Source organism: Shewanella amazonensis SB2B (assembly GCF_000015245.1).
GTDB lineage: Bacteria > Pseudomonadota > Gammaproteobacteria > Enterobacterales > Shewanellaceae > Shewanella > Shewanella amazonensis.
The window spans coordinates 4256164-4280000 of sequence record NC_008700.1 but is presented as its reverse complement, the minus strand read 5'-3'; the positions used below and the strand labels follow the sequence as shown (position 1 = coordinate 4280000).

Below are 23837 nucleotides of genomic sequence, written 5' to 3'. Positions count from 1 at the left end.
CCCGTACACGACAACTAACCAAAGATGAAATCGAGTAAGGCGGCACACGTGATATGTTGTCTGAATATGGGGGGACCATCCTCCAAGGCTAAATACTCCTGACTGACCGATAGTGAACCAGTACCGTGAGGGAAAGGCGAAAAGAACCCCTGTGAGGGGAGTGAAATAGAACCTGAAACCGTATACGTACAAGCAGTGGGAGCGGTTCTTGAGACCGTGACTGCGTACCTTTTGTATAATGGGTCAGCGACTTACGTTTTGTAGCGAGGTTAAGCGAATAGCGGAGCCGTAGGGAAACCGAGTGTTAACTGCGCGTTTAGTTGCAAGGCGTAGACCCGAAACCCGGTGATCTAGCCATGGGCAGGTTGAAGGTTGAGTAACATCAACTGGAGGACCGAACCGACTAATGTTGAAAAATTAGCGGATGACTTGTGGCTGGGGGTGAAAGGCCAATCAAACCGGGAGATATCTGGTTCTCCTCGAAAGCTATTTAGGTAGCGCCTCGGACGAACACCTTTGGGGGTAGAGCACTGTTAAGGCTAGGGGGTCATCCCGACTTACCAACCCTTTGCAAACTCCGAATACCAAAGAGTGCTATCCGGGAGACAGACGGCGGGTGCTAACGTCCGTCGTCAAAAGGGAAACAACCCAGACCGTCAGCTAAGGTCCCAAAGTAATTGCTAAGTGGGAAACGATGTGGGAAGGCTTAGACAGCTAGGATGTTGGCTTAGAAGCAGCCATCATTTAAAGAAAGCGTAATAGCTCACTAGTCGAGTCGGCCTGCGCGGAAGATGTAACGGGGCTAAGCAATTCACCGAAGCTACGGGTGTGCACGATAACGTGTACGCGGTAGAGGAGCGTTCTGTAAGCCGTTGAAGGTGAAGGGGTAACCCACACTGGAGGTATCAGAAGTGCGAATGCTGACATGAGTAACGATAAAGGGGGTGAAAAACCCCCTCGCCGAAAGACCAAGGGTTCCTGTCCAACGTTAATCGGGGCAGGGTGAGTCGACCCCTAAGGCGAGGCCGAAAGGCGTAGTCGATGGGAAACGGGTTAATATTCCCGTACTTCTGCTAACTGCGATGGAGAGACGGAGAAGGCTAGGCCAGCACGGCGTTGGTTGTCCGTGTTTAAGGTGGTAGGTAGTGTGCTTAGGCAAATCCGGGCACACATATACCGAGAGCTGATGACGAGTCACTACGGTGACGAAGTGGTTGATGCCATGCTTCCAGGAAAATCTTCTAAGCTTCAGGTTAGCAGGAATCGTACCCCAAACCGACACAGGTGGTCGGGTAGAGAATACCAAGGCGCTTGAGAGAACTCGGCTGAAGGAACTAGGCAAAATGGTACCGTAACTTCGGGAGAAGGTACGCTGCTGTTGGTGACGGGACTTGCTCCCTGAGCTGACGGCAGTCGCAGATACCAGGTGGCTGCAACTGTTTATCAAAAACACAGCACTGTGCAAACTCGCAAGAGGAAGTATACGGTGTGACGCCTGCCCGGTGCCGGAAGGTTAATTGATTGGGTTATCGCAAGAGAAGCTCATGATCGAAGCCCCGGTAAACGGCGGCCGTAACTATAACGGTCCTAAGGTAGCGAAATTCCTTGTCGGGTAAGTTCCGACCTGCACGAATGGCGTAATGATGGCCACGCTGTCTCCAGCCGAGACTCAGTGAAGTTGAAATTGCGGTGAAGATGCCGTATACCCGCGGCTAGACGGAAAGACCCCGTGAACCTTTACTATAGCTTGGCACTGAACATTGACCCTACATGTGTAGGATAGGTGGGAGACTTTGAAGCGGGAACGCCAGTTCTCGTGGAGTCAACCTTGAAATACCACCCTTGTAGTGTTGATGTTCTAACCTCGGTCCATGAATCTGGACTAGGGACAGTGCCTGGTGGGTAGTTTGACTGGGGCGGTCTCCTCCCAAAGAGTAACGGAGGAGCACGAAGGTTGGCTAAACACGGTCGGACATCGTGTGGTTAGTGTAATGGCACAAGCCAGCTTAACTGCGAGACAGACACGTCGAGCAGGTACGAAAGTAGGTCATAGTGATCCGGTGGTTCTGCATGGAAGGGCCATCGCTCAACGGATAAAAGGTACTCCGGGGATAACAGGCTGATACCGCCCAAGAGTTCATATCGACGGCGGTGTTTGGCACCTCGATGTCGGCTCATCACATCCTGGGGCTGAAGTCGGTCCCAAGGGTATGGCTGTTCGCCATTTAAAGTGGTACGCGAGCTGGGTTCAGAACGTCGTGAGACAGTTCGGTCCCTATCTGCCGTGGGCGTTGGAAGATTGAGGGGGGTTGCTCCTAGTACGAGAGGACCGGAGTGAACGAACCGCTGGTGTTCGGGTTGTCATGCCAATGGCATTGCCCGGTAGCTACGTTCGGAATCGATAACCGCTGAAAGCATCTAAGCGGGAAGCGAGCCCCAAGATGAGTCTTCCCTTGGACCTTGAGTCCACTGAAGAGCCGTCCGAGACCAGGACGTTGATAGGCAGGGTGTGTAAGCGTTGTGAGGCGTTGAGCTAACCTGTACTAATGACTCGTGCGGCTTAACCATACAACCCAGATGGGTTTCAGATGGTAGTAGATAGTCTTGAAGAGACCAGACTTGATTGAAGTGATAACTCAAGCTCGATAGAGCATCAGCTTTCTAAATTACCTGGTTCAGAATTGTATCAAGTACATCCATGTACTTGACCCTAACGGGCGCACTGAAGTGCGTGAAATTTTGTTCCGGACAAAATTTTGCTTGGTGACAATAGCGCTCTGGTCCCACCTGATCCCATTCCGAACTCAGTAGTGAAACGGAGCAGCGCCGATGGTAGTGTGGGGTCTCCCCATGTGAGAGTAGGTCATTGCCAAGCGCCTAATTTGGGCCTAGCCCAAAGGAGCGGTAGTTCAGTTGGTTAGAATACCGGCCTGTCACGCCGGGGGTCGCGGGTTCGAGTCCCGTCCGCTCCGCCAACTTAAGTGAAAAGCCTCATCTTCGGATGGGGCTTTTTGCTATTTGTTATCCGTGACCGAGTCCTGCGCACTTTGGGTCTCGGGCCAGCCTGCTGGACCTGCGGTTCCGTCCAACGGCGCCCTTGCTTAACAGCCAGGTTCGGCAAAATATATCCTTATACAAGAGCCAGTTCGGCCATCCTTGCCTCTCGTTCGCAAGCTATGGCTTTCGCCAAGCTCACCATGCCGCTCGCTCATGAGCTCATCGCTGCGCTATATTTCACCCGCCAATTAAAGACGAAAGCCACTGCATGCTCTTGAAAATAAGACTGCTTAATTTTCACACCTTTCTATTTCCCGGTAACGATCCCTTACAGCCCCCCTGTTTGTCTGATTTTGCTATCTGTCATCCGTCGGGTTCGTTTTGAATGTTACACTCGGCTTTTATTGAGTATTTGTCGGGATAAGACAGTGGATCAGGAATACAGAAACGAACTGGTGAATTGGCTGACTTCGATGGGGCTGCGGCCAGAGGACTCGCAGGGGATCTCTATGATCGCCATGTTGGGTGTCTCTTTCGTCATCGCTGCAGTTGCTTATCTTATAGTTCGCCGTGGTGTGGTGAAGGCCATGAACCTGGTCATCCAGCGTTCCAGTGTGACTTGGGACGATGTGTTTATGAAGTACAAGGTACTGGAAAAGCTGTCCATGCTGGTACCTGCCATGGTGCTCGATTTGTTGCTGCCCATCGTGCTGGCTGAGCACAAACTGGCTGCGAATCTGGCCGACCGTCTTATTAATGTCGCCTTGGTAATATTGCTTATCAGAGCTATTTATTCGGCGTTGGACGCTGTGAATGAAATTGCGGAAATCCGTGATATCAGTCGCCGCTTACCGGTAAAAAGTGTTGTGCAGCTGATTAAGCTTTTCCTGTTCTTTGTTGGGGTGATTATCGGCATCTCGGTGCTGGCCGATCAGTCACCGGTCATCTTCCTTTCCGGTTTGGGTGTGGCGACTGGTTTGGTGATGTTGGTGTTCAAGGACACCATCCTGGGCTTTGTGGCGGGTATACAGCTTGCCGCCAACCGTATGGTGAGCAAGGGTGACTGGATCCAGATGGACAAGTACGGTGCCGACGGTGCCGTGGAGGAAGTATCACTCACCACGGTAAAGGTGCGTAACTGGGACAATACCCTGACCATGATCCCGGCCTATGCTCTGGTCTCCGATGCCTTCCGTAACTGGCGTGGCATGTCTGAGTCGGGTGGCCGTCGTATTAAGCGGGCGCTGAATATCGACATCAACAGCATACGTTTTCTGACTGAAGAAGACAGGGTACGACTGTCGCGCATCAATTACCTGAAAGACTACCTGCCCCGTAAGATAATTGAGGTGACGGAAGCCAATGCCGGCATTGCCGATATCGATGTACCTGTAAACGGCAGGCGTCTCACCAATGTGGGGACCTTTCGTGCTTATTTGACTGAATATCTGCGTCATCACGACAAGGTGCACAAGGATATGACTTTGATGGTGCGTCAGCTTGCGCCCACCACTGAAGGTCTGCCGCTGGAGCTTTATATTTTTACCAACGACACCCGTTGGGTGGTTTACGAGGGGATCCAGGCAGACATTTTTGACCACATCTTTGCGATTCTGCCGGAATTTGGTTTGACGGCATTCCAAAATCCCACCGGGGAAGATATTCGCAGTTTACGGCCGGTTAATTCTTGATAGCCAGAAGGGCAGCGAGGCTGACAAAGACGCCGCCACTGGTTCTGTCGAACCAATGCAGACGATTGCTGGCACTGAGTTTGGGTGCCAGCAAACTGGCCAGGCTGGCGTAAATCATCACAAAACTGAAGTCCACTATCGCCCAACTACTGGCCAGTATCGCCAGCTGTGCCCCCTGAGGGGCACTCACATCGATAAACTGCGGAAACAGTGCTGCGAAAAACAGCAAGTCTTTGGGATTGCTTATTCCCACCAGAAACGCCTGCTGAAACAGATCCCTTCTCCGTCCCTTTCCTTTTGGCGACTCAAGCTTGAAATCGCTTGGTTGTGGCTTGGTCAGCAGCAGTCTCATCCCCAGATACAAAAGGTAAGCGGCACCACACCATTTTAGCAGCACAAAACCGTATTCGGTCGCGGCCAGCAGCGCACCGAGGCCAGCTGCTGACGCCAGCATTAAACACAGAGCTGCCAGCACGCTGCCCAGAGCTGTGGCGAGTGAGCGCCTTTTACCAAAGTGCATGCCGTGGGACATGGACAGCATAGCCATGGGGCCCGGGGAAATGGCAATCAAGAGAATGGCGGCAAGGTAGAGTAGAAAGGTATCCAGACTCATGGAATTGTATACAAAAATACGATTGGCCGAACTATAGCCAGTTCGGCCACCGCAGGCAAAGGCTATTTGCCGCTTTTGTCTTTTTCCTAGGGTACATAATCCGGAATGTGTTTGGGAAAGCGTCCCTTGATGCCGCGATAAAACGCGATGATGGCATCCATATCGGCCTGCATATCGCCTGTGGTGGCTCTCGCCGGGCCCAACACTACCTTTCGCTCGGCAAAATCCAGCCCCACGGTGACGATAGGCACATTGGCCTTGACCGCAATATGATAAAAGCCTGTCTTCCAGCGGGTAACCTTACTGCGGGTACCCTCAGGTGCCAGCGCCAGTTTGAAGCTCTTGTCTTCTTCAAACAGGGCGCTTACCGCATCCACCAGGTTGTTGTTTTTGCGTCTGTCCACCGGGCTGCCGCCAATAGCGCGGAAAAACCAACCCCAGGGCGGGATGAACAGCTGATGTTTACCCAAAAAGTGAATGCGCTCGCCCAGGGCACCGCGGGCCATTACGCCCACAATAAAGTCCCAGTTACTGGTGTGGGGCGCAACGGTGATGATGTAACTGGGCAGGGCTGGCAACTCACCCTCGAAGCGCCAGCCGGTGAGTTTCATCAGCAAGCGGCAAAAAGCATTAAACATGATGTGAATTCTTGTTGTTGGTTTTCAAAGAGTTTAGCGTTAATCAGCGGCCGCTGCCTATGGTAAAGCGATCTGTACCCAGAATTCGCCCCTTGCCATCGTACCTCACCTCGGTGAATTCCTGCTGACCTGCTTTATCGATGAGCAAGAGGCTGGTTGAGCGGGTGCCGTATTCTTCATGGCGGATGTAGATGGATGACAGGCGCCGCTCCCATTCGAGGCTTACACCGGTCTGTGGCAGGTTGCTGTCGTCGGGTTTGGACTCGTCCCTCATCATCTCAAGCAGCAGTGTCTCGTCCGGTTTCCCCGGCTTGGCGGACAGGGCCTCCAGTGCCCGCTGTCCACTGGCCATCTTGGGCCAGATATCGTCCATGGCACCGTTGCTGATGGCGTGACAGCCGGGGGCCAGTTCAGTCTGTTCCTGCTTCAGGCTGTTGAAACAAAAGAAACGCTGACCTTCGCCAAAGATCAGATTAAACGGGTTGTAATTGGCCGCGTGGGTCATCAGCCAGGGGGGAAAATTGTTGGGGTCTTGCAGGTATCTGGGGATGAGCTCACCCCGGCTGGCGCGGTTGTCGCTGTGGTGCTGAGGGCTGCGAATATTGGTCAGTGCTGCCACCCTGCCTTGCCTGTGGGTGCCCAGCCAGGTTCCTCCGGCCAATAAGTCCTGACCGGCCAGAATATGATTATCGGGAGCCCAAAAATGTGCCGGAGCCGTGGGTCTGTGGTGAAATTCATCCCGATTGGCACAGAGGATCAACGGGTAATCGGGGTTTACCCCAAGGGCCATAAAAAGAATGCACATAGGCAATGATGGTCAGTCGATGATTTCAGTCAGCCTAACCAGCATTGCCCGCTTTGAACAGTCTTTTCAGTGTCAGTGATGGTGATGCCCATGTGGGTGATGATGAGCTTTGGCCTCGCGTCCATGCCATAAACGACGCAAAAATTTACGTGGACCAAGGCGCAGCAGGCTGGCCGCAAACAGCAGTGCCAGCAGTGCCATGGCGACCCATTCCAAATCGTGTGGCAGATGGAACAGCGGCGATGCCTCTGGTGCCAATTTTGCGCCGACAGCCAGAAGAGCCCCAAGCAATGCCAGTGCACCCACCTTAACGGGAAGGGACATGACAGACAGTTGTCTCAGGCTTAACCAGGGCGCTGCCAGCAAGGCGAGTAACACAGCCGGTGCTGACCAGCCACTGAATGCCAGCGACATGGCAAGGACGGCGCCCCCCAAATTACAAAAACGCATGGGCAAGAGCACCACGACCAGCACAGCTGCCTGCAGCCAGGGATTGGCCAGAGGAACAGATGGATGACCGATAAGATTGGCGAGCACCAGGCTCAGCAGCACCCAGGGCGCACTGCGGTCGACCAGATGGCTGAATCCAAACACCAATGCCTTATTGGGGATTTTCCCGTGGGGATCAACAGGCTTAACCTCTGCTGTGCTGAACACAGTGCCGAGCAGCAATAACCCCACGGCCTGCGCCAGTGCGTAAACAGGGCCAAGCATCCAGGCTGTCAACACCAGAGCTTCGGGCCCGGCGAGGCGTTGCAGCCAGGCCAAAGCGTTATTGGATGTGCCCGGCTGTATCCCGAATCGAAACCTGAGTGCAGCAACGGCGTAAGCCAATAAGATTGCTGGCGAAAGCTGCATCAGCCAATGCAGCAGTTGGTCGCTGCCGTGATGTTCGTGTTCATGGCCACCATCAGCCACTGCCAGCAGCACAAACAACAGTGCCATACCCAGCAAGCTGCCGATACCGGCCTGATATTCGTGGCGATTGTCATCGTTTGATGACTCACCATGGGGTTGATGCAACACCACGTGCAATATGGAGCCGGTGACAAAGGCTTGCAGATAAACGGTGTTCTCGAGGCTCAGCTGTTCGATGATATGGGCGCCGCCAAAGTATCCCAATGCAGTCAGCAGCATCATGCTAAGCAGTATGGCCAGTGTCCAGCGAGCGCCTATTTGTGGCTTGAGCAGCCACCAGATGGCCAGCCCCACTGGTAGCCGGTGCAATACCACACCCAGAGCCAGCAGTGCAGTGCCATTGCCCTGACTTGCCAGCACCATGGCACCACCATCTGTGATGGTATGCAGCATCAGGCCGCCGATCCCCAATACCAGGGTCAGGTTATGGGTCAATTCGGAATAGCGATGAAATAATTTTTCACTGGCAGTGGGGCCCCAAAGGCCCAGCACCACAAACAGCAGTGACAGCACACCACCGTGGGCCAGCAGCTCGGGCAAGATGTGGATAAGCACCAGACCACCGAGAGAAACAAAGATAAAGCCATCCAGCCCCTTCTGCAGCCCATTGCCGTTGGCAATCAGGCGATAACACAGAGGGCCCAGGAGAAGGGCGATGCAGCTGGCAAGCAGATAGAACATGGATTTCCGGTGCGGTGTGAAAAACGCTGTAGTATACCAGTTGCCAGCTAAATGAGCAGCGACCATTTCGTTATTTACCATTGTGTAGAGTCACTTTCGCCGCGCCGTGAGTCTCTTCTGGCAGGCAGCTACGCCAATAGCCGTTCACTTGACCGTTGTGAATGGATTTATGAAGGGGCTCGGCCAATTATGTGGTGAATAAAAATTAAACTGGAGATTCTCTGCAGCTGTGGATTATCTGAATCTATACTCTTGATAAATATCTGACTTAAGGATTCCGATGCACTAGGGAAGGTTTTTTGCATTCGCAGTTCATGCACTCGTCGGCACTGATGGGTAGTTGGGAAGATTGAGCTGACAACCCGCCCTTATGCGTTAGCAAAGTAATGATAAATTATAACCTTTTCAGTGACCTGATTGAGTATATTCCAGTGGGGATTGTCGTCCATGGTCCTCAATCAGAAATTTTGTATGCCAATGACAGAGCATCTGAAATTCTCGGCCTGAGCACTGCGCAGATGCTGGGGAAGGTAGATATTGACCCCGCATGGCGGTTCGACTTTCCCGATGGCACCCCAATGAGCCTTGCAGATTACCCTGTAAACCGGGTGCTTAAGTGCAAGGAAGGTGTATGGGGAATGATTCTGAAAGTGCACAGGCCTGTTGCTAAGGATGTTGCCTGGGTGTTGTGTAACGCCTTTCCGAGTATCGGCGAGGATGGCGAAGTCTTACAGGTCATTACGTGTTTTACCGATATCTCAGCGCTTAAGCATGCCGAAGAGGCCCTTAAAGCCTCCGAAGAGCGCTTGAACCTGATGCTGCAAGGTGCCAATGACGCGGCATGGGATTGGGATCTTCGCCAACACACCGTTTACTACTCTCCCAGGTGGTGGCAGATGATCGGTAGAGAACCCGACGAGCTGGAACCCACAGAGGACTTGTGGGTCAAGCTGTTGCACCCGGACGATTATCAAAAAGTCATGGACAAAATGAATGGGTTGTTCGATAGATCCGGCCCTTCTTCCTTTGATACCGAATTTAGATTGCAGACCAAGTCGGGTAGTTACCTACCCGTGCTTTGCAGAGGGGTTATTCTCCGTGGGGCTGATGGAACACCGCTTCGGATGTCTGGCACTAATATGGATTTAACAGAGCGTAAAGAATCAGAAGCGCGAATTTATCAATTGGCCTACTACGATGTGTTAACCGGTCTGGCCAACCGAACCTTGTTAATGGAGCGTCTCAAGGCTGCCATCGCACTCTGTGAGCGCAGTAAACAGATTGGCGCGCTGTTGATTATCGATCTTGATAATTTCAAAATTCTCAATGACACCATGGGTCATGATGTCGGCGATGCGTTATTAAAAATGGTGGCTGATCGTCTGCTTCAAGCGGTTCGACGCTGCGAGCTGGTCGCCCGATTGGGTGGTGATGAGTTTGTTATTGTTATGGAAAATCTGGGCATTGATGAGCGGGGAGCAGCGCTTAAAGCCAAATCGGTTGGCCAAAAGGTCCGGGGCTTATTGAACGACCCTTTTATGTTGGCTGGAAAGCAGCTTCGAACCTCACCCAGCATCGGGATAGCCTTGTTTGCCGAGGGCCGCCCTGGCTTGGAGGAACTCCTCAAACAGGCGGATGTGGCTATGTATCAGGCAAAGGAAGCAGGCAAAAATGCTTTGCGTTTCTTTGATCCGGCTATGCAGGCTGCGGTGGAGGAGCGGGTTGCGCTGGAAAATGATTTACGCAACGGGGTGTTGGAAAACGAGTTCAGGCTTTTCTGTCAGCCTCAAGTTGACGCGTGTGGCAGGCTGTGTGGTGGTGAAGTGTTGATCCGCTGGCAGCATCCGGTTCGAGGCCTGGTGATGCCCAACCAGTTTATCCCTTTGGCTGAGCAAACCGACCTGATCATACCTATAGGGGAATGGGTATTGCGCAAGACTTGTGAGACTTTGGTTGAATGGGAGAGTCATCCGAGCCTGGCACAAATCTCACTGTCGGTTAACGTCAGTGTGAATCAGGTTCGAGACCACAATTTTGTTGAACGGGTATTGGCAATAATTGATGACTGCGGCGCCAATCCTGCGCGCATTATGCTGGAATTAACTGAAAGTTTGATGGCTGAGAATGTTGAGGAAATCATCTTAAAAATGAATGCTCTACGAGTGCGAGGGGTTCGCTTTTCAGTAGATGATTTTGGTACAGGCTATTCCTCTCTTAGTTACCTTAAACGCTTCCCCTTATCAGAGCTCAAAATTGACCAGTCTTTTGTCAGAGAAATAGCTTTAAATCAACATGATGCAGTAATTACCGAGATTATTATTACACTGGCTAAAAAGTTGGGCTTGGGTGTGCTGGCTGAAGGGGTTGAAACCGAAGATCAATTAAATTTCTTACTGGCCCATGACTGCAGCTATTTCCAGGGCTATTTGTTCGGCAAACCCTGCGCGATAGAGCTGTTCGCTAGCAGCTTTATGGATCTGATGGAGCCGGTCAGCAGACATATCAGACAAGGCTAATCATTCGTAAACTTGCATTTCGCTGTCGCTATAATAGCTATTACAATGGCCTCCAAGTTGGTATTTTTCGATAACTAATTGCTATGGATATTTTTTCCGCCGCCGTAATGTTGTTTTTGATTATGGATCCTCTGGGCAATCTGCCCATATTTGCCTCTATTTTGCGGCATATTGATCCTAAAAAACGTCGTAAGGTGTTGATCCGTGAGCTGCTGTTTGCGCTCGTCATCATGCTGATGTTCCTGTTTGCCGGTGAAGCCATACTCAATTTCCTTAATCTGCGCTCCGAATCTGTGAGTATCGCCGGGGGCATCATTCTGTTTCTGATTGCCATTAAGATGATTTTCCCAAGTCCGGGAGGCGTAACAGGTCTGCCGGCAGGGGAAGAGCCTTTTATCGTGCCCATGGCGATTCCATTGATGGCCGGCCCTTCGATTCTGGCGGCATTGATCCTGCTGGCCCATACCGACAGCAGCCGTATGTTGGACTGGACCATAGCCCTGGTGTCTGCCTGGGGGGTAAGCGCCTTTATTTTGATGTTTTATAAAGGCTTTACCCGGATACTCGGTGAAAAAGGCTTAACCGCCGTTGAGCGTTTGATGGGCATGGTGCTGGTAATGATTTCGGTGCAGATGTTCCTCGATGGCGTGGCCAACTACCTCAATAAATCGGTCAGTTAAAACCCTTCCTTGCCAGTGGCAGGTGGGAATGCGATTATTTGAATATTGTATCCAAATAAATAAAGCCTATGTATTCCTGCCTGTTGCTTTGCGCTCTGGGATTGCCCGGGGGAGATCTTCTGCCTTATCAAGGCGTGCCTGACTCTGCCGAATCCCGCGATGCCCGCGGTAATCTGAGTATTCCTGCTGTTTATACCGATAGGGGCGCCTGGCACGGCTTTCATCTGCCAGACGAGCGCCACGCAGGAAGTTTTCCCGGCCCGCTGATTATCGCACAGGAATACAGCCTGCATCTGTCGGCCGCCATGGAGGCAGTCAGCATTGGGCGGGACGAAAAGCCCTTGGAGCAGGCTGAGTTGCAAACACAGAGCCTGCCGTGGGGCTTATTCCAGCGACTGAGTTGGCCAGGTACAGAACTTGAAATGTCGCTCTCGTACTTTAATAACCGTACAGCCATAGTTACCACCAAGGTGAGAAACACGAGCGGGGAGCCACAAACCCTGACGCTTGAGTGGCACGGCGCCCCCTTCGACACACACAATTCACAGCCGCTTACCCTGTCGCCACAGTTGCAGAAAACGGCATCCGGGCCCAGGTTAAGTTGGTCGATGCTGCCGGCAAGAGATACCTGGAATCGCCTTATCGATGGGGCCTCGTATCGGCTGGATTTTGAGGGAGAACGGGAGGCCCGGCTGGAAGCTGACAAAGGTTATGTTGTAAAAACTGACGTTTATCTTGGCCCAGGTGAAAGTCGTGAGTACCGCACCGCCCACAGCTATTTTCACACAGAGCAGGAAGCCTCTGCCGGTCATTTCTTGTGGGCTGACGTTGCACCTGCATTAAGTGCAAACCGAACTCGCTGGCAGCATCGCTTCGACCAGTTGGTAGCTTCAGGAGATCCGACGCTCGACAGGGCTGCTGCCAAGGCCGTTATGACCTTAGCCCACAATTGGCGCTCAGCCGCCGGTGCTTTGCAGCGGGATGCCGTCACGCCATCCATTACCTACAAGTGGTTCAATGGCGTCTGGGCCTGGGATAGCTGGAAGCAGGCGGTGGCGCTGGCAAGATTCGATACTTTGCTGGCAAAGTCGAATGTCGAGGCTATGTTCGACTATCAATTCGGCGCAGATGACCCTGTCAGACCCCAGGATGCCGGTAATCTCCCCGATGCCATTTTTTATAATCCGGGGCCTGAACGTGGTGGCGATGGCGGCAACTGGAACGAGCGTAATGGCAAACCGCCACTCGCTGCCTGGGCGGTATGGGAGATACATGCTCATGCGCCCGACCTGGACTTTATCAAGCGTATGTATCCCAAACTGGTTGCCTATCACAGCTGGTGGTATCGCAACCGGGATCATAATGGCAACGGTCTGGCCGAATACGGCGCCAATGTCCATCCCGCTCATGTCCATGATGGCAAGGCCAACCCCAAAGCCATCCTCGAGGCGGCGGCGTGGGAGTCGGGCATGGACAATGCGCCCCGATTTGACGCGCGCGACACGCTCAACGTACTTGAGAATCGTACCGCAGATGGTCGGCTCCTTGGTTATTCTCTGAGTCAGGAGAGCGTTGATCTCAATGCCTATCTTTATGCAGAAAAGCGGCTTCTGGCCAAGCTCGCCGATGCCCTGGGGGATGAGGAACACGCCAAAAGCTGGCGCAGAGATGCTGATAACCTGGGCAAGCTCATTCGGGAGCAGATGTGGGATGAATCCACAGGCTTCTTTTACGACCTCGATAGCCTGACCGGCAAGCCCCTGCTGGGCAGCGGTAAAGGGGTTGAGGGTTGGATTCCGTTGTGGGCCGGTGTCGCCACCCAGCAGCAGGCTGAGGTGATGATTGGACGCCAATTATCTGCGGGCACCTTTGGCACCCCGATCCCTTTTCCCACCGTGAGTGCCGACAATCCAGCCTTTGCGCCCAACAAATACTGGCGCGGTCCGGTTTGGCTGGATCAGCTGTATTTTGCGCTGGCAGGGCTGGAAAGATACGGCGCTCAACAGCAGGCCAAAACTCTGGCTAGGCGGCTCTTTACCCGAGGCGAGGGAATATTGGGACAGTCACCCATACGGGAAAATTACCAGCCGCTGACGGGTGAGGGTCTCCATGCCACCAATTTCAGCTGGTCTGCGTCTGTCATTCTGCTGGCCCATCAGCAATGGTTGGTTGAAGCGGCCGGGCAACCAAAGCCATCTCAAGCACAATCCACGACGCAGTGAGCCAAATTTGCTGAATCCTCCCTGAATGGCTCGCAGATATCCGTTGGCGAGGATTGAGACAAATCCGGTGCGCTGTTAATGTTCTGTTCCCAAGCTGTTGCTTTGTTGGTTGTGATCCTGGGTCAGTTCCATACCCGGACATGCCGGGGGGCAGCGACTACAATTGGAACATTCCCTGATGTTTCGGGGTCGAAGTAAAAGGTCGTCACAGCCCGGCCGGAAAGGAAGGTTATCAATGGTCAAACGATTTAATACGCCCAAGCTCTGTGCCTTGGGGATTCTACTGGCGCTGGCCGGTGGTCAGGCGCTGGCGGCACCTGCCATGGGTTCACCGGCCGACAGTGGCGTTATCAATAAAGAGCGCGTGCTTTACTGGCTTATCAAGCGTGGTGAAATTGCCGAAGATGCCAGTGACGAAACCAAAGCCGCTGCCGTGGCTGCGTTCGTGGCCCGGGCCAAATCGTCCACACCCGCGATGGAGCAAATCAAAGCTCAGGAGCAAAGCCTTGCCAGTAAGGCTCGCTATGCTCAAAAGCTGCGCAGCCAATACCAGCAGGTGGATGACGCCGATGTCACCAAAACCGTTAAGGTACTTGGCGTGTTGGTGGATTTTCCGGATCTGCCCTACAACAATAACCGCCTGACAGCGGGTGATACTGACATGTATTACTCCAGCTATCCGGCAATTCATTATTCCCAGATGCTGTTTTCTGCTTCGGGCTTTACCGGACCGTCCAACCAGACGTTGATTTCCGGGTTTCAATATTTCCAGCAGGCTTCGGGCAACACCTTTTTCTTCACCGGCGCAGTCCGTGATTGGGTGCGGGCCGACAACAACGCCGCCTACTATGGTGGTAACGACCCCAGCAACGAAGACAACGACAAGGCTGTGCCCGAGTTGGTGCTGGAGGCTGTCACCAAGGCAGTGGCTGGCATGAGTGCCTCCGAGCTTGCCAGCTATGACGTGGAAGACCCATACGATATCAACAGTAACGGCAACCTCAACGAACCAGACGGCATTATCGACCACATCATGCTGTTCCATTCCAGCATTGGTGAAGAAGCCGGTGGTGGCGTGCTCGGCGCCGATGCTATCTGGTCACACAGATTCTTTATCCAGAGTGATCCCTCTGCGTACGGCAAGGCCATTCCCGGCACCAACCTGAGAGCCTATGGCTACACGGTGCAGCCCATAGATGCCGCTGCCGGGGTGTGCACCCACGAATTTGGCCATGATCTTGGTCTGCCCGATGAATATGACTACGACCCGGACGGTGATGGCTCGCCTGTGGGTAGCTGGTCGCTGATGTCCGGTGGTAGTTGGACTGGTACTGTGGCGGGTTCGGAGCCAGTGGGTTTCAGTCCTTATGCGCGCTCATTCCTGCAGCGCGAATACAAGGGTAAATGGGTTAAGGAACAGGAAATCAGCCTCGATAGCCTGAATTCTGCCGGCACCGATTTCAATCTGGTGGAAGGGGTCAATGCCAACGGGGTTAACCAGCTGTCACTTAAGGTGCCCAGCGAGCCTCTGCCGTTCAAGGCGCCCTATGCCGGAGACTATCAGTACTACTCCAATAAGGGGCATAAGCTGAACAATGCCATGTCCTTCAACGTGACCCTGCCTGTGGTGGATTCTCTCACGTTGAAAATGCGCGCCCACTGGGATATCGAGTTCGACTTCGACTATATGCAGGTGCAGGTGGATGGTACGCCCATTCCGGGCAACCACACAAAGGCCACCAGTTATTACGAGGCAGGACGCAATGTTATTACCGGTAGCTCAGCCAATATTGCCGGAAACGAAGGTCCTGATCACTGGGTTGAGCTGACATACGATCTCAGCGCTTACAAGGGCATGAGCAAGCAGATCAGCATAGTGTACAAAACCGACGAGTTTGAAGGGGGTTACGGTATCGCCATCGATAACCTGTCTATCGTCTCCGGCAGTGAAACCCTTTACAGCGATGATGCCGAAACCAGCGACAAGATGATGTTGGCAGGCTTTGTTCGCACCACGGATACCCGTCCGGGCAATGACCGCCGCTATCTGATCCAACTGCGCAGCCAAAACGGTATCGACAAGGGGCTGGCAAGCCACGGCTACAGTCCCGGTGTGGTGTTATGGTTTGAAAACTTCGATTACAGCGATAACAACACCACTGAGCACCCCGGCTATGGCCTGATTGGGGTAGTGGATGCGGATCAGAACCTGATTGGTACCCGTGGCACAGATGTGCAGATTCGCGATGCGGCCTTCAGTATCCGTCAGCAAACAGCGTACGCCGGTGATACCAACCTCGGCCCTGTGAGTTTGTTCGATGATTCACTGGATTACAGTGCGCCGCTCAAGCCCCAGGCGGGGATGATATTGCCTGAGCTCGGCCTGACCATGGAAGTGATCCAGCTCGCCGCCAATAACAGCACGGCAACGGTACGACTGAAGAAACACGACGGCAGTGTGCCTGAGCCAACGGACATGAACGTCAGCGTGGGGGTCACCTTCTCTGGTGCTACGGCAAACTTTACCAGCACTGTCACCGGTGGCGACGGTAATTACAGCTACTTCTGGGACTTTGGTAATGGCGCCAGTTCTACTCAGGCCAACCCGAGTTACACCTACGGTAATACCGGAACCTATGACATCAGCCTGACGGTGACCGATGGCAAAGGTGTTGGGGTGACTGTGACTCAGCAATTGTCGGTAACTGTGCCCGTCACGGCGAGTTTCAGTCAGAGCGTCAGTCAGTTAACCGTCAGTTTTACCAACAGCAGCAGTGGTGGTGATGGAAACCTTAGCTACACCTGGAGCTTCGGTGATGGCCAAAGCAGCACAGCTGCCTCGCCAAGCCATACCTATGCAGCGGCGGGCAGCTACACTGTGACCCTCACTGTGACCGATGGCAAGGGGGTTTCCTCTACCCGCAGCGCCAGCGTAACCGTTAGCGCACCTGCAGTAACACCTTCAGATGGTGGTTCGGGTGGTGGCAGCCTGGGATGGTTGGCCACCCTGGCGCTGGTGCTTGCCGGTATGGCAAGACGCAGACAAGCCTGATGTAAAAAACGCCCCGTTTGGGGCGTTTTTTATTGAGGTCCGAGGATATAATCCATGGCAGCAGGGAGAAATATTTCGCTGACAATCAGCTCGTCCCCCTCCCGCTCGAAGTAGCGACGACGGCCCCAAAGGCGACCATGGACATTTTGTCCCAGGCTCTCGGCGAGGCGAGCCAGGGTGCCGCAGGAATGAAAGCCAGCGATTTCGATTCGGCCCGGTGTGAAGAGGTTGCTGGAAAAGAGGAGTTCGCCAAGGGGTCTGTCTCCCAGTGCGGTTAATTCATCTCCGCAGCGGGTCAGCAGGGCTTCTGGCACCAGAGTGCGTGCGAACACCCAGGGAGTACCGTCGAGGATAAGCAAGACTTCCCGCACCCAGGTATGGGGTAATTGGGGTTCGCCGGGCAGGCCTGGCAGCATGGCTTCACCGAGTACCCGGACCTCAAACTGGCTGCAGTGGGCTCTTAACCTGGCCGTCAGGCTGCCACTGGCAAGTAGCCAATCGGCAAGGGCACCGTCGGGCAACCTGTCCAGCTCATCCGGCGAATACCAACAAATGGATTCACCGTAAGGAAAACTGAGACTGGTCACACTCATGGGTTGCTCGCTACAATAGAAAATTACAACGGGCCAAGTCTATCATGTTGATGTGGCGGTCGATAGTTGCTGACCTGAGGCTTATTCGTCCATAAGGAGTTCTGGTTTCGATGAAGTACTTACTCACTCTGGTATTGCTGGTGATGTCTCTTGGTATGCCCGCCTGGGCAGAAGAGGAAAAAAAACTGGAAGAATATGCCTATTACGGCTTTGAGCCGGAAATAGTCACCAACTATATTTCCAACCGCAAAAAACTGGGCTTCGTGCGCATCAGCGTGGAGCTGATGGTGAAAAATCCCGATGACCTCATTCAAATTGAGCGTCACGACCCACTGCTCAGGGCGGCCATTATCGAAATTCTCGGTAACCAGCCGGAAGAGAAAATAAAGTCACTCACGGGCCGTGAAGAAATTCGCCGTGAATGCTATGCCGCCGTCAACCGACTCATCGAAGGTGAAACGGGCAAAGCACTGATAGTAAACCTGCTTTTTACCCGATACCTGTACGATTAAAGGCCAAAGGCGGCGCCGGATGGCGCCGTTTTTCTCTGCTATGACCTCAAAAAAACAATCCCAGGGGCTGCCTAAGGGGCCGCATCCTGACAATGCCCATCGCGATGGCTATGACTTTTCCGCGCTGGTGGCGAGTCATCCTCCGCTGAAACCCTTTGTGCGCGCCAACGCCTATGGCAATTTGTCCATCGACTTTGCCCTCCCTGAGGCGGTGAAAGCGCTCAACTGCGCCCTCCTGAAGCATCACTATGGCATCAGCCGCTGGGATATTCCCAAGGGCTTTTTGTGCCCCCCAATCCCGGGCCGGGTAGATTATCTGCATCATCTTGAAGATCTGCTCAGGCAAACACCGGGAACCGATGGATTACCCCTGCTGGATATAGGCACGGGAGCCAATGGTATTTATGCGCTGCTGGCGGCGAGCCGATTCGGCCGGGCCGTGGTGGCAACGGATATTGCCAAGGCCTCGCTCACCAATGTGGCGACCATACTCAAAGCCAATCCAGGGCTCGAAAAACGCATTAGTCTGCGTTTTCAAAGCAATCCCAGGCATATTCTTACCGGCGTAACCCAGACAAACGAGCAGTTCGCAGCGTGCGTCTGTAACCCGCCGTTTCATGCCAGTGCCGCCGAAGCGGCCTTGGGGACTAACCGTAAACTCGAAGGATTGGCCAAGAGCCGTGGTCAGCGCCACATCAGTGGGCCGGGTAAGCCGCAGACACTCAATTTTGGTGGTCAGGATGCCGAGCTGTGGTGCGATGGCGGAGAGCGCAGCTTTCTGCTGCGCCTGATTGACGAAAGTGCCCGTCTGCCGGACTTGTGCGTGTGGTTTACGACGCTGGTATCCAAAAGCGATAACCTGCGCCCCTGCAAGCGACGTTTGGAGCAGCGCGGCGCCAGTGAAATCAAGGTGATAGAAATGCAGCAGGGGCAAAAAATCACCCGGATACTGGCCTGGCGCTTTGAGTCTGTTACCTGATTACTGTCCCTGGGACCAGAGCAGCTGCCCGGAGCCACTTAAGTCGTAACCGCCCAACATGGCCGCTACCTGGCGGGTGTCGGGGGCGGTCAGCATGCCCAGCAGTTGTTGTAACTGGCGGCGGAAATAGATGCCCTGCGACATCACAAAATCAAAGGACTCGGTCAGCAGTGGCACGAAGGCCAGGCCACTCTCTCTGGCCACCGCCTGACAGCCAAAGCCAATATCGGCGTCTTCACGGGCTATATAGCCCGCCAGCTCCCGTTCACTCAACGCCGTAAAACGCACGTCCAGCTCAGATGCGGCTATGCCCCTTGTCATCAACCAATGCTCCAGATGCTGCTGGCTGCCTGCACCATTCTGGCGTCTTACCCAACGCAGCGGCTGGGTAAAGAGTTCTGTCTGATCCTGCACCCTGTGATGCATCTCCGGCCTCACTATCAGCCCCTGAGCGCGCTTGTAGCCGTGGACCAGTATCCATTGCTGGTGGTTTTGATAGCCTTTTAGCAGCCCGGTATGGCGGATGTTGCGCTCATCAAAGCTACCCCAGTGCAGGGTACAGACATCGGCATAACCCTTGGCGAGCAGTTCCAGTCCCAGACGTGAACCAGTGGCGCTGTAACTCACCAGTTCGCGACTGCCTACTTTTCCCATGAGTCTGGCTACCAGCATCGACAACAGGGGATCATCGCTGCCGGTGATAATCAGGCGATCGGTGAGCATGCCGCTATGGCAGGAGTCCATTACCCATCTGTCAATAAGCACTTTTGGAAACAACCACTTGCCTGTTACCTTGGTGGCGGGCAAGATACGGTCATTGGCCATGGCGTAGACCTTTTTCTCATTGAGGTCCAAATATTCGGCCACCTGTTTGGCGCTCATATACACCAGCTGCACTTCGTCGGTCATTATCCTTGTCCTGTCTTCCCTGGGGTTGCATCAAAATCTATGGTCTCGGCGCCGTGATATACCAAAAAGTGCCGGCCTTTTGCTCTGGCGATGAGGGTGATTCCGAGTTGTTGGGCCAGCTCCAGACCCATTTGGGTCACGCCGCTGCGGGACAACAATACAGGTATGCCCATTTTGGCCACCTTTATCACCATCTCCGAGGTTAAGCGGCCTGTGGTATAGAAAATCTTGTCGCTGCCGACTTCATCCTTTAGCCACATCTCGCCGGCTAGCGTGTCTACCGCATTGTGGCGACCCACGTCCTCAACAAAGGAGCGTATCTGTTCACCCTCACACAGGCCACAGCCGTGCACTGCGCCGGCATTTTTATAGGTTTCGTTGTAATCATTGATGTTTCGCAGCAGCCCGTACAGGGTGCTTTGTTTGAGGCTGGGCACCGGCAGTTTGATGTCGTCGAGCCCCGCCATCAGATCGCCATAGACCGTGCCCTGACCACAGCCTGTGGTGACGGTTTTTTCCGATAACTTTTTGTCCAGATCGTCGGTTTGCTCCCGGGTGATGATGGCCGCCGAGCTGACCGCCCAATCCACAATCACAGACTCCAATTGTGCCAGGTCTTTGATAAATCCCTGATTTTTCATGTATCCCAGTGCCAGGGCTTCGGGGCGGGCTCCCAGGGTCATCAGAGTCACTATGGGACGCCAGTTAAGATACAGGGTCAGGGGGCGCTCACAGGCGATTTGCTTGTCGAGCACGGCGCCTGTCTCGTCCACCGCAGTCACGGCAATGGTTAAGGGGGCCTCGGCACTGGTCTTGATAAAGCGGGTGTGGGGTTTTGCAGCCGTCATGGCGAACCTCAAAGGGGTAACTTACTCAGATGCTTAGCAAGTATCGTACCTGTCTGGATTTTGTGATCCGCCACCGCAGTTTTCCGACAGATTTTCCGTCGAGCGTGTTGTTATGTCCCACTTCCTTAACAGCTTGGGACAAATTGTCCTATAAATACCAAGGATTTGATGATCCACTTCAAACTTCTCCGGCCCTTCGGCTGGCACCCTTTTTGCAGTCTGGGGTGAAGAGCCGGTGCGGGCTCCCTGGCCGCACCCAACCCAGAGGAATGAGAAGATGCAACACACCCAAAGCGTTTGGCCCATGTATGTGTCGCTCAAAAAAGTTGAAAAACAGGTGGGTCGATGGACCTCCACCACCTGGGAACTGGATTCAGTCATCCCTGCCAGTCAGGCACGCGACGCAGAAGGGCAGTTGGTTCTGCTCGAGCTGTATCTGGACGAGCGCGCGAGTTATCGCCTGAATCTGGATATGAATAACCCCATGCTTTACATCGTTTGTGACGAGCTTGCCGACGGTACCTGGGTGCCAGCCAGTATCAGTGCCGATCAAAACGTGGCAGCCGGGTGTCTGGAAGGCGATACCCCGGTGCTGAACATGGCCATGCCCGAAGCTGTGGCCTGCTGGATTGAAGCCTTTATCACCCGTCACGGTGAAGTGGAAATCAGCGCCCACCGCCGCAAACACGTTAACCGCCGTAAGGAACTGGCTGAAGCAAACGCCAGGAGGTCTTGATGAGTGATACTTCCCGCGGTTTTTTGGGACGCTGGCAAGCCCGGCGTGAAGCGGTAGCCGCCGAAGAAGCCGCTGAGCTTGCGAACACGCAAGAGCTTACCGACGCATCGATTACTGCTCCTGAGGTCCTGCCGACGGCTGATGCTGCGCTGACTGATGCCCCCAAAGTGGCTGATACCCCAGCGGACTTAAGCGCGGAGGTTGAAGCTGATGGCGCTGCCGAGGTGCCCGCTGAACCCTTGCCGGATCCCGATTCCATCGAGGTGGGCGGCAGTTTTGCCCGCTTTATGTCGACCGATGTCGATCCACTGACCCGCACGGCTGCCCTGCGCGCCCTGTGGAAGCAACCCCAGTACAACCATATCGACGGCCTGATTGAGTATGCACTCGACTATTCCAATCAGCCCAAACTGAGCGCCGATGCCTCGATGGAGCTGGCGAAAAAGGTGTTCAGGCACGTGATGGAAGCCACCACCGAAGAGGAAGAGCCTCAGGTCGCAGCAACGTCCGCCCCCAGGGGAGAGGTGCTGGCCGATGCGGAGGACAATTTGCCTGAGGAGCCAGAGCAGTTGTCCCAAAATGACCTGGAGGAAGTTACAGAGGCAGAGAGCCCTGTCGCTCAGGGTCAGTTTAACCGAGTTTAATGTCCATAAAACTGGTATGTGAATTGCTGTAAATAGTGCGGTCAGGTGGCGCAAGTTGCGCAAAATAAACAGAAAAACACCGACCCTTACGTACAGAAACAGCCAAAGAACTGTTCAGGAACGCAACGTGAGCATGATAGAGACAACACGCAGGGCCAGACACGCGGATATCCGCAGTCAGGTATTGGCACAAACCCGGATCCTCGGGAACCTGATCCCACCCACGGTGAGTTATTCCACCGAGGGACATGTCCTTATTCTCGGCGCAGAGGACTTGGCCCGTCTGGCCGCAGGCAAGCTGTCTGCCATGGCGAGCCTGGTGATTCTGGCCACCGACGATATTTCCAGTCAGGATGAAGCGCACCTCGAGCGGGTGATGAATGCCGCCCCCGATGTCGAGAGTTATTACAACAAGCTGGTGTCCATCAAGGGCTTTCTTGGTCAGTTTCAGGCTACGGTGGAGCAAAATGGCACCCAGGCCCAGTTGTCTACCGTGGCGATTCGCCGCCCCCATTTCGACATAGTGCTTGATCTGTCCATTGAGCCTGCCATTCAGCTGGAACTGCTGCCACCCGGCTATTTTCATGTTGGGCAGGACGAAGCCAAACTGGCTGATGCGGTGGCGCAAATTCCCGATTTGGTCGGCCAGTTCGACAAACCCCGCTATGTGAAGGTGAATGCCGACCTGTGCGCCCACAACCGCAATGGGCTCAATGGTTGCAACCGCTGCCTCAATTTCTGCCCCGCTGATGCCATTCAGAGCGTGGAAAAGAAAATCGAAATCGACCCTTACCTGTGTCACGGTGCCGGAAGCTGTACCAATGCCTGTCCAACGGGTGCCATCAGTTACGATTTGCCAAACCCTCAGGCGTTGCACAGTTTCCTCAACAAACTGGTTTCCCGTTTTCGCGATGAGGCCCTCGAAGCGCCGGTGATCCTGTTCCACGACCAGAATCAGGGCGCAGCGCTCATCAATGACACCTTGCCAGGAGAGGTTCTGCCGGTAGCACTGGAAGAAATCACCGTGGCGTCAATGGACCATTGGCTGGCGGCTCTGGCGTGGGGTGCCCGCGAAGTCTTGGTGCTCAATACCCAGGCCACAGCGCCCACCCTCACCACCATGCTCAAGGGCGAAATTGCACTGGCCTGTCGTATTTTGGCCGAAATGGGTCAGCCAGAGCGCGTGCGTTTGATTGACGAGGCTGAGCTGGCTGCGCTGACGCCTGCACTGGATATCAGTCTGGATTGGCCGGTGACGGTTCCAGCCGCCTTTGGCGGTGGCAGCAAGCGCGACACCCTGTATGCCGCGATTGATCACCTCAACAGTCAGGCTGCCGATATCAACAGCATTCTGCCCATGGGCAACATCCCCTTCGGTAAGGTCACCGTCGCCACCGATAACTGCACCCTGTGTATGTCCTGTGTGGCTATTTGTCCCACAGCCGCCCTCAAGGACGGCGGAGATGAACCCAAGCTGCTGTTTACCGAACAAAACTGTGTGCAGTGTGGCCTCTGTGAAGCTGCGTGCCCCGAGAAGGTTATCAGCCTGGTGCCCCAGGTGAATTTTGATGCTCCCAGCCGTCAGGCGGCGCGGGTACTCAAGGAAGAAAAACCCTTTGAGTGTGTGCGCTGCGGCGCGCCCTTTGCGACCCAATCCATGGTGCACCGGATGCTGGATATGGTCGGCATGCACTCGGCATTTTCCGCCAACATCGAACGACTCAAGATGTGTGGCGATTGCCGCGTGAAAGACATGTTTGAAGACATCCTTCAAGATCCGGAAAAGCAACTGAGATAAGAGAC

The 23837-nt window shown here is 54.1% G+C and carries 17 protein-coding genes, 1 tRNA gene and 2 rRNA genes (1 of these 20 running past the window's edge); 13 read left to right on the top strand and 7 right to left on the bottom strand.

The features are described from left to right. From SAMA_RS18880 to SAMA_RS18865, 4 genes are all read left to right on the top strand, one after another. A 23S ribosomal RNA gene (locus tag SAMA_RS18880) occupies nucleotides 1-2568 on the top strand (it extends 326 nt beyond the left edge of the window). Nucleotides 2569-2759: 191 nt separating this feature from the next. Then, nucleotides 2760-2875: ribosomal RNA gene (gene rrf, locus SAMA_RS18875) — 5S ribosomal RNA — on the top strand. Nucleotides 2876-2898: 23 nt separating this feature from the next. After that, nucleotides 2899-2975: transfer RNA gene (locus SAMA_RS18870), tRNA-Asp, on the top strand. Between the two features lie 450 nt (nucleotides 2976-3425). Continuing rightward, the gene (locus SAMA_RS18865) at nucleotides 3426-4688 is read left to right on the top strand and encodes a mechanosensitive ion channel family protein (RefSeq protein WP_041409974.1); all 1263 of its coding nucleotides are present in this window, start codon (nucleotides 3426-3428) and stop codon (nucleotides 4686-4688) included. Here the strand turns inward: SAMA_RS18865 and SAMA_RS18860 are convergent. The 4 genes from SAMA_RS18860 to SAMA_RS18845 form a co-directional block, all read right to left on the bottom strand. Further along, nucleotides 4678-5301 (bottom strand): LysE family translocator, encoded by a 624-nt coding sequence (locus SAMA_RS18860; protein WP_011761737.1) that lies wholly within the window; start codon nucleotides 5299-5301, stop codon nucleotides 4678-4680. The genes SAMA_RS18865 and SAMA_RS18860 overlap by 11 nt on opposite strands. An 86-nt stretch (nucleotides 5302-5387) precedes the next feature. Further along, nucleotides 5388-5939, bottom strand: a complete 552-nt coding sequence (locus SAMA_RS18855; RefSeq protein WP_011761736.1) for a lysophospholipid acyltransferase family protein — start codon at nucleotides 5937-5939, stop codon at nucleotides 5388-5390. Between the two features lie 43 nt (nucleotides 5940-5982). Beyond that, nucleotides 5983-6744, bottom strand: a complete 762-nt coding sequence (locus SAMA_RS18850; RefSeq protein ID WP_011761735.1) for an NRDE family protein — start codon at nucleotides 6742-6744, stop codon at nucleotides 5983-5985. 72 nt (nucleotides 6745-6816) lie between these two features. After that, a complete protein-coding gene (locus SAMA_RS18845; RefSeq protein ID WP_041409973.1) occupies nucleotides 6817-8343 on the bottom strand; it encodes a ZIP family metal transporter in 1527 nt (508 codons plus the stop codon). A 386-nt stretch (nucleotides 8344-8729) separates the two neighbouring features. Between SAMA_RS18845 and SAMA_RS18840 the strand changes: the two genes are divergently transcribed. The 4 genes from SAMA_RS18840 to SAMA_RS18825 all read left to right on the top strand — a co-directional run bounded on the left by SAMA_RS18840 (nucleotide 8730) and on the right by SAMA_RS18825 (nucleotide 16813). Further along, nucleotides 8730-10859, top strand: coding sequence for a sensor domain-containing protein (locus tag SAMA_RS18840; RefSeq protein ID WP_011761733.1), 2130 nt, complete (start codon nucleotides 8730-8732; stop codon nucleotides 10857-10859). Between the two features lie 83 nt (nucleotides 10860-10942). Further along, nucleotides 10943-11539 carry a YhgN family NAAT transporter gene (locus SAMA_RS18835; RefSeq protein WP_011761732.1) on the top strand — a complete coding sequence of 199 codons (597 nt, stop codon included), beginning with the start codon at nucleotides 10943-10945 and terminating at the stop codon, nucleotides 11537-11539. 68 nt (nucleotides 11540-11607) lie between these two features. Further along, the gene (locus SAMA_RS18830; RefSeq protein ID WP_011761731.1) at nucleotides 11608-13761 is read left to right on the top strand and encodes an MGH1-like glycoside hydrolase domain-containing protein; all 2154 of its coding nucleotides are present in this window, start codon (nucleotides 11608-11610) and stop codon (nucleotides 13759-13761) included. Nucleotides 13762-13996: 235 nt separating this feature from the next. Next, on the top strand, nucleotides 13997-16813 hold the full coding sequence (locus tag SAMA_RS18825) for an immune inhibitor A domain-containing protein (RefSeq protein WP_011761730.1): 2817 nt from the start codon (nucleotides 13997-13999) through the stop codon (nucleotides 16811-16813). 29 nt (nucleotides 16814-16842) lie between these two features. Here the strand turns inward: SAMA_RS18825 and SAMA_RS18820 are convergent, their stop codons facing one another. Then, nucleotides 16843-17406, bottom strand: coding sequence for a chorismate--pyruvate lyase family protein (locus SAMA_RS18820; RefSeq protein WP_011761729.1), 564 nt, complete (start codon nucleotides 17404-17406; stop codon nucleotides 16843-16845). Nucleotides 17407-17549: 143 nt separating this feature from the next. On the opposite strand from SAMA_RS18820, the gene SAMA_RS18815 reads away from it, so the two are divergent. Both SAMA_RS18815 and rlmF read left to right on the top strand, forming a co-directional pair. Next, complete coding sequence (locus SAMA_RS18815; RefSeq protein ID WP_408640227.1) at nucleotides 17550-17918, top strand: flagellar basal body-associated protein FliL; 369 nt, start codon at nucleotides 17550-17552, stop codon at nucleotides 17916-17918. A gap of 19 nt (nucleotides 17919-17937) precedes the next feature. Then, nucleotides 17938-18897 carry a 23S rRNA (adenine(1618)-N(6))-methyltransferase RlmF gene (gene rlmF / locus SAMA_RS18810; RefSeq protein ID WP_011761727.1) on the top strand — a complete coding sequence of 320 codons (960 nt, stop codon included), beginning with the start codon at nucleotides 17938-17940 and terminating at the stop codon, nucleotides 18895-18897. On the opposite strand, the gene SAMA_RS18805 is transcribed toward rlmF, so the two are convergent. Beyond that, nucleotides 18898-19806, bottom strand: a complete 909-nt coding sequence (locus tag SAMA_RS18805; protein WP_011761726.1) for a helix-turn-helix transcriptional regulator — start codon at nucleotides 19804-19806, stop codon at nucleotides 18898-18900. Beyond that, nucleotides 19806-20654 carry a formate dehydrogenase accessory sulfurtransferase FdhD gene (locus SAMA_RS18800; RefSeq protein WP_011761725.1) on the bottom strand — a complete coding sequence of 283 codons (849 nt, stop codon included), beginning with the start codon at nucleotides 20652-20654 and terminating at the stop codon, nucleotides 19806-19808. The genes SAMA_RS18805 and SAMA_RS18800 overlap by 1 nt, the downstream gene beginning before the upstream one ends. A 277-nt stretch (nucleotides 20655-20931) precedes the next feature. Here SAMA_RS18800 and SAMA_RS18795 point away from each other — a divergent pair, with 277 nt between their 5' ends. The 3 genes from SAMA_RS18795 (at nucleotide 20932) to SAMA_RS18785 (ending at nucleotide 23832) form a co-directional block, all read left to right on the top strand. Continuing rightward, nucleotides 20932-21390 (top strand): DUF3305 domain-containing protein, encoded by a 459-nt coding sequence (locus SAMA_RS18795; protein WP_011761724.1) that lies wholly within the window; start codon nucleotides 20932-20934, stop codon nucleotides 21388-21390. After that, on the top strand, nucleotides 21390-22034 hold the full coding sequence (locus SAMA_RS18790; RefSeq protein ID WP_011761723.1) for a DUF3306 domain-containing protein: 645 nt from the start codon (nucleotides 21390-21392) through the stop codon (nucleotides 22032-22034). Before SAMA_RS18795 ends, SAMA_RS18790 begins: the two co-directional genes overlap by 1 nt. 133 nt (nucleotides 22035-22167) lie before the next feature. Further along, nucleotides 22168-23832, top strand: a complete 1665-nt coding sequence (locus SAMA_RS18785) for a 4Fe-4S binding protein (protein ID WP_041409972.1) — start codon at nucleotides 22168-22170, stop codon at nucleotides 23830-23832. Nucleotides 23833-23837: the final 5 nt, after the last annotated feature.

Coding starts and splice junctions, on each gene's coding strand:
- SAMA_RS18860 (WP_011761737.1), bottom strand. CDS start 5,301: ATGAGTCTGGATACCTTTCTACTCTACCTTGCCGCCATTCTCTTGATT.
- SAMA_RS18855 (WP_011761736.1), bottom strand. CDS start 5,939: ATGTTTAATGCTTTTTGCCGCTTGCTGATGAAACTCACCGGCTGGCGC.
- SAMA_RS18850 (WP_011761735.1), bottom strand. CDS start 6,744: ATGTGCATTCTTTTTATGGCCCTTGGGGTAAACCCCGATTACCCGTTG.
- SAMA_RS18845 (WP_041409973.1), bottom strand. CDS start 8,343: ATGTTCTATCTGCTTGCCAGCTGCATCGCCCTTCTCCTGGGCCCTCTG.
- SAMA_RS18840 (WP_011761733.1), top strand. CDS start 8,730: ATGATAAATTATAACCTTTTCAGTGACCTGATTGAGTATATTCCAGTG.
- SAMA_RS18835 (WP_011761732.1), top strand. CDS start 10,943: ATGGATATTTTTTCCGCCGCCGTAATGTTGTTTTTGATTATGGATCCT.
- SAMA_RS18830 (WP_011761731.1), top strand. CDS start 11,608: ATGTATTCCTGCCTGTTGCTTTGCGCTCTGGGATTGCCCGGGGGAGAT.
- SAMA_RS18825 (WP_011761730.1), top strand. CDS start 13,997: ATGGTCAAACGATTTAATACGCCCAAGCTCTGTGCCTTGGGGATTCTA.
- SAMA_RS18820 (WP_011761729.1), bottom strand. CDS start 17,406: ATGAGTGTGACCAGTCTCAGTTTTCCTTACGGTGAATCCATTTGTTGG.
- SAMA_RS18815 (WP_408640227.1), top strand. CDS start 17,550: ATGTCTCTTGGTATGCCCGCCTGGGCAGAAGAGGAAAAAAAACTGGAA.
- rlmF (WP_011761727.1), top strand. CDS start 17,938: ATGGCGCCGTTTTTCTCTGCTATGACCTCAAAAAAACAATCCCAGGGG.
- SAMA_RS18805 (WP_011761726.1), bottom strand. CDS start 19,806: ATGACCGACGAAGTGCAGCTGGTGTATATGAGCGCCAAACAGGTGGCC.
- SAMA_RS18800 (WP_011761725.1), bottom strand. CDS start 20,654: ATGACGGCTGCAAAACCCCACACCCGCTTTATCAAGACCAGTGCCGAG.
- SAMA_RS18795 (WP_011761724.1), top strand. CDS start 20,932: ATGCAACACACCCAAAGCGTTTGGCCCATGTATGTGTCGCTCAAAAAA.
- SAMA_RS18790 (WP_011761723.1), top strand. CDS start 21,390: ATGAGTGATACTTCCCGCGGTTTTTTGGGACGCTGGCAAGCCCGGCGT.
- SAMA_RS18785 (WP_041409972.1), top strand. CDS start 22,168: ATGATAGAGACAACACGCAGGGCCAGACACGCGGATATCCGCAGTCAG.